Annotated in this window: 5 protein-coding genes; 3 read left to right on the top strand and 2 right to left on the bottom strand. The window is 52.3% G+C overall.

The features are described from left to right. Window positions 1–203: 203 nt before the first annotated feature. On the bottom strand, window positions 204–1757 hold the full coding sequence (locus OGY08_RS14295) for an L-lactate permease (RefSeq protein WP_125363518.1): 1554 nt from the start codon (window positions 1755–1757) through the stop codon (window positions 204–206). 581 nt (window positions 1758–2338) lie between these two features. Here OGY08_RS14295 and OGY08_RS14290 point away from each other — a divergent pair. From OGY08_RS14290 to OGY08_RS14280, 3 genes are read left to right on the top strand one after another with little or no spacing between them, the layout of a single operon-like run. Then, complete coding sequence (locus OGY08_RS14290) at window positions 2339–3058, top strand: (Fe-S)-binding protein (RefSeq protein ID WP_048227166.1); 720 nt, start codon at window positions 2339–2341, stop codon at window positions 3056–3058. 10 nt (window positions 3059–3068) lie between these two features. Further along, window positions 3069–4496: a LutB/LldF family L-lactate oxidation iron-sulfur protein gene (locus tag OGY08_RS14285; RefSeq protein ID WP_003830092.1), complete on the top strand. Its 1428-nt coding sequence runs from the start codon at window positions 3069–3071 to the stop codon at window positions 4494–4496. Then, window positions 4489–5184, top strand: coding sequence for a LutC/YkgG family protein (locus tag OGY08_RS14280; RefSeq protein ID WP_125363516.1), 696 nt, complete (start codon window positions 4489–4491; stop codon window positions 5182–5184). Before OGY08_RS14285 ends, OGY08_RS14280 begins: the two co-directional genes overlap by 8 nt. A 49-nt stretch (window positions 5185–5233) precedes the next feature. On the opposite strand, the gene OGY08_RS14275 is transcribed toward OGY08_RS14280, so the two are convergent. After that, window positions 5234–5332 (bottom strand): GntT/GntP/DsdX family permease (locus OGY08_RS14275; protein ID WP_286565933.1); only part of this gene is annotated, 99 nt, incomplete at its 5' end.

Genomic DNA, 5332 nt, shown 5'->3' with positions numbered 1-5332 from the left:
CGGAAAAGGCGTCGAACTTCTTCACCATCTTTTTCCAGAACAACATAACAACAATCCTCGATTTGAAACATCGGCGCTATTTTAGTCAGCGCCGACAAATCGTAAAGCCTGTCGCCTTGTTCCGTTCCTGGGGCGGTGTAAACCTTTTTGGTCACTGTGTCGTCAAATACGATTGCCGCGAATTTGACGGGGTTGACAATGGCTTACGCCATAAACCAGTAATAAAAGAGACCAACCTTTAAGCCGAGGATCACAATGTAGGCGCAGCAGTATTTCATGGTGCCAGACATAATCTGGTTGGCCTGACCGTCCATTTTGGTGGCAGAAACCGCGATGGCGATGCTTTGCGGCGAAATCATTTTCCCGCCCGTAGCGCCAGAGGTATTGGCCGCCGCCAGCCAGTTGGGATCGATATGTAACTTGCTGGCAGCAATGGTTTGCAGCTTGCCGAACAGAATGTTCGAGTTGGTATCGCTGCCGGTAACGAACGTGCCCAGCGCGCCAATCACCGGGGCGAGGAAGACGTACGAGCTGCCGGTCAGATCGACAATCGACTGCGCCAGCGTGGAGATAATCCCGCTGAGATCCATCACCGTGGCCAGCGCGACGATCGCCATAATTGCGACGATAGAGTTTTTAAGCTGGAAAATCGTTTTGATAAATACTTCCAGCATCCCGTGTGCGGACGCCCCCTGAATAAAACCGCCGATAATGGTCGCAAAGATGATCAGCATCCCTGGTGTGGTCACCCATTCAACTTTCAGTGCCATCGTTTTGCCGTCAGCCAACGTGAAATGCAGCACCGAAGCCAGTTGGGACGCCGCGCCTTTTATTGTCGGGAACAGCGGCGAACACAGCAGGATAAATACAAAAATAAACAGATAGATAGAGCCCACGCGGAACAGCACTTTTGCCGAGCGTGGCGTGGTTTCGCGGGTATGGCTGACCTCAATGCGCCACTCTGGATCGGTTTTCCCTTTGCGCAGGCGACTGACCATCGCCACGGCAAACAGGCTGACCAGGCTACCGGCAAAAGCGGGTAATTCCGCGCCAAGATGGATGGCGACAAAATATTGCGGAACCAGCGTGGTGATGCCGCAAATCAACGTGATCAGAAATACGCCACGAATGGCTTTCAGGCCGCCGCCAATAATGCAGACAATCACAAACGGCAGCAGGATATTAAACAGCGCGAGCTGCAAAATAATGGTTCCGCCTAAGGTATAAACCGGCAGATTAACCTGCTCTGCCAGAATAGAAACCGGGATCCCGACCGCGCCGAATGCGGTGGGAACGGTATTCGCCACCAGAGAAGCAATAGCAGCCTTCAGCGGGTTGAATCCCAGCGCAATAAGAATGCCGATCGGAATAGCGACCGCCGTGCCATAGCCCGCTGCGGCTTCAAGAAATCCACCAAAACACCATGAAATCAGCAGCACCTGAATACGCTTATCTTCGCTAATGCTGGCGAGAATATCGCGCAAAATATCCAGCGCTTTGGTCGCCTGCATGACGTTATAACTGAAAATAGCGCCTAGGATCACAATCACAATCGGCCATAACCCCTTCAGTGCACCATAGCCTATCGCGGCTTTCAGATTTTGTACGGGCATTTCCCAGAATATTGCCGATAGTGCAGCGGTGAATACCAAAGAAATCAGTACGGAATAATGGATGGGCATTTTTAATTTCAGTATTAAAAATACCATAAGTAGTAAAGGAGAGAGTGCCAGGGTAAACATAAAATATTCGTTCATTGCTATTCCTGATTGGTTCATTAAACCTGATTTATATTTATGGCGGGAAGGCTACATTGCCGTGTAAATAAAATATGTAAACTGAATCGCTTCAGTGAATAAAGTAATTATGATTTGTGGTTTTGTAACTATTGTAATCTTTTAATTAAAATTCAATGCCATGTAAATATACTTAAGAGCAAGGTGAATACCCATAAGTGGTTATTTAATAACATTTTTAATAATGGTAGTGACGAAGGTAGTAATCATTCGGAACTATTTTATAAGGTGTTAATAACACAGTTGTTTTCAATATAAAAATGTGAGCAAGTCCGAAATAAATAAACATGGGTATTGCATATGCATGTTGATTAGTGGATTATTTGGTTTTGTCATACAAATGAAAATACAGACATTTGCGATTGTCCTTATATAAGAAGATGAGAGTCGCTATCAAAGGAAAACGATCCGTGCATCATAATGAACCCAGACATTAGTAAAACAAGCAAATACAAAAACTGGGCGTGAAATACAGCTGAATCTTTGCTTGATATCGCGATATCAAGCGCAATAAACAGAAATGAAGCAATGGAGTAGTTATTGTGAATGTAAATTTCTTTGTTACCTGCATTGGTGACGCACTGAAATCACGGATGGCACGAGACTCCGTATTGCTGCTGGAAAAACTGGGTTGTCGCGTGAATTTCCCCGAGAAGCAAGGGTGTTGCGGTCAGCCAGCCATCAACAGCGGATACATCAAAGAGGCGATCCCCGGGATGAAAAACCTGATCGCCGCGCTGGAAGACAACGACTACCCGATTATCTCTCCGGCAGGCTCCTGCACCTACGCGGTAAAAAGCTACCCGACGTATCTGGCCGATGAACCGGAATGGGCGCTGCGTGCTGAGAAAGTTTCCGCGCGTATGCAGGATCTCACCTCCTTTATCGTCAACAAACTGGGTGTGGTGGACGTTGGTGCCAGCCTGCAGGGCCGCGCTGTGTATCATCCTTCCTGTAGCCTGACCCGCAAACTGGGAGTGAAGGAAGAGCCGCTTACGCTGCTGAAAAACGTGCGCGGACTGGAGCTGTTGACGTTTGCCGATCAGGATACTTGTTGCGGCTTTGGCGGGACGTTCTCGGTCAAGATGGCCGAGATATCCGGTGAGATGGTGAAAGAGAAAGTATTACATCTGATGGACGCAAAGCCGGAATTTTTGATTGGCGCAGACGTTAGCTGCCTGCTGAACATTGGCGGTCGACTGCAACGGGAAGGCCAGCCGGTCAAAGTGATGCATATTGCTGAAGTGCTGATGAGCCGCTGAGGGGAAAGAGATGTCGATAAAAACCAGCGATGTAGAATTTAAACTGCGTATTCGTCAGCAGATAGAAGATCCGATTATGCGCAAAGCCGTGGCTAATGCGCAGGAGCGTATCGGCGCGAATCGGCAAAAAATGGTCGATGAGTTAGGCCACTGGGAAGACTGGCGCGATCGTGCCAGCCAGATCCGCGATCACGTTCTGAGCAACCTCGACGCTTACCTGTACCAACTCTCCGAGAAAGTGACGGAAAACGGCGGACACGTCTATTTCGCCAAAACCAAAGAAGACGCCACTCGCTACATTTTGCAGGTCGCGCAGAGTAAAAATGCGCAGAAGGTGGTGAAGTCCAAGTCGATGGTGACCGAAGAAATCGGCGTCAACCATGTGTTGCAGGATGCCGGAATCCAGGTGATCGAAACCGATCTCGGGGAATATATCCTGCAGTTGGATCAGGATCCGCCTTCGCACGTCGTGGTTCCGGCGATTCATAAAGATCGCTACCAGATCCGCCGCGTGCTGAACGAACGTCTGGGGTATGACGGCCCGGAAACCCCGGAAGCTATGACCTTGTTCATTCGTCAGAAGATCCGCGAGGATTTCCTCAGTGCCGAAATCGGTATTACTGGCTGTAACTTTGCCGTGGCGGAAACCGGCTCGGTGTGTCTGGTGACCAACGAAGGCAACGCGCGCATGTGCACCACGCTACCGAAAACGCACATTGCGGTGATGGGCATGGAGCGTATCGCGCCGACCTTTGCCGAGGTGGATGTGCTGATTACCATGCTGGCGCGCAGCGCCGTGGGCGCACGTCTGACGGGCTACAACACCTGGCTGACCGGCCCGCGTGAGGCGGACAACGTTGACGGACCGGAAGAGTTCCATCTGGTGATTGTCGATAACGGTCGCTCGCAGGTGCTGGGCTCAGAGTTTCGCGATGTGCTGCGCTGCATCCGCTGCGGAGCCTGTATGAACACCTGTCCGGCGTACCGCCACATCGGCGGGCACGGCTATGGCTCTATCTATCCCGGCCCTATCGGCGCGGTGATTTCTCCGCTGCTCGGCGGCTATAAAGATTTTAAAGACCTGCCGTACGCCTGTTCTTTGTGCACGGCTTGTGACAGCGTCTGCCCGGTGCGTATTCCGTTGTCAAAACTGATCCTGCGTCATCGCCGGGTGATGGCCGAGGAGGGCATTACGCCGAAAGCCGAGCGACGGGCGATCAAGATGTTCGCCTATGCCAATAGCCATCCGGGGCTGTGGAAAGTCGGGATGATGGCGGGCGCGCATGCGGCGAGCTGGTTTATCAATGGCGGCAAAACCCCGCTCAAGGTTGGCGCGATTGGTGACTGGATGGAGGCGCGCGATCTGCCTGATGCTGACGGCGAGAGCTTCCGCAGCTGGTTTAAGAAACATCAGGCGCAGGAGAAAAAGAATGGATAACCGTACCGCGTTTTTAAACACCATCGCCCAGGCGCTGGGTCGCCCGCTGCGCTTCGAACCGCAAGCGGATGCCGCACTGGTTAACAACTATGCCAACGAGCGCCTGACCGAGCTTAGCCCCGAGCAGCGCTGCTCTGCGTTTATCCAGTTTGCCAGCGAAGTGATGCTGGCCCGCTGCGAACTGACCAGCGAGGACCAGGCCGCAGACGCGGCACTGCGCCTGTGCGAAGAATTGGGTCAGCAGCCGGTGGTGCTGAGCGGCGACAGCCGGCTGGTGGAGCTGGGCATCACCGAACGCTTGCAGCAGGAATGCAACGCCGTGGTCTGGGATCCGGCGCGTGGTAGCGAAAATATTACCCAGGCCGAGCAGGCGAAAGTCGGCGTAGTGTATGCCGAATATGGCCTGACCGAGTCCGGCGGCGTGGTGCTGTTTTCCGCGCCGGAGCGCGGGCGCTCCCTGAGCCTGTTGCCGGAGTCCTCGATTTTCGTGCTGCGTAAAAGCACCATCCTGCCGCGCGTGGCGCAGCTGGCAGAAAAACTGCATCAGAAAGCACAGGCCGGTGAGCGTATGCCATCGTGCATTAATATCATCAGTGGACCCAGCTCGACGGCGGATATTGAGCTTATCAAGGTGGTTGGGGTGCATGGTCCGGTGAAGGCGGTATATCTGATTATTGAGGATTGTTGAGGCAGGATGGAAAACCGCTCTGGCGCTGTGGGCCAGAGCGGTATCGACGTTATGCAATCATGCTGATGATCAACACGATTATCAGGCCAACCACGGAGTTTACCAGCTCCAGCAGACCCCAGGTTTTCAGCGTATCCTTCACCGACAG

The sequence above is a fragment of the Citrobacter sp. Cpo069 genome (assembly GCF_030332785.1).
GTDB classification, from domain to species: domain Bacteria; phylum Pseudomonadota; class Gammaproteobacteria; order Enterobacterales; family Enterobacteriaceae; genus Citrobacter; species Citrobacter portucalensis.
Note: the sequence above shows the minus strand (reverse complement) of the source record. Positions and strands in the feature narration are given on the sequence as shown.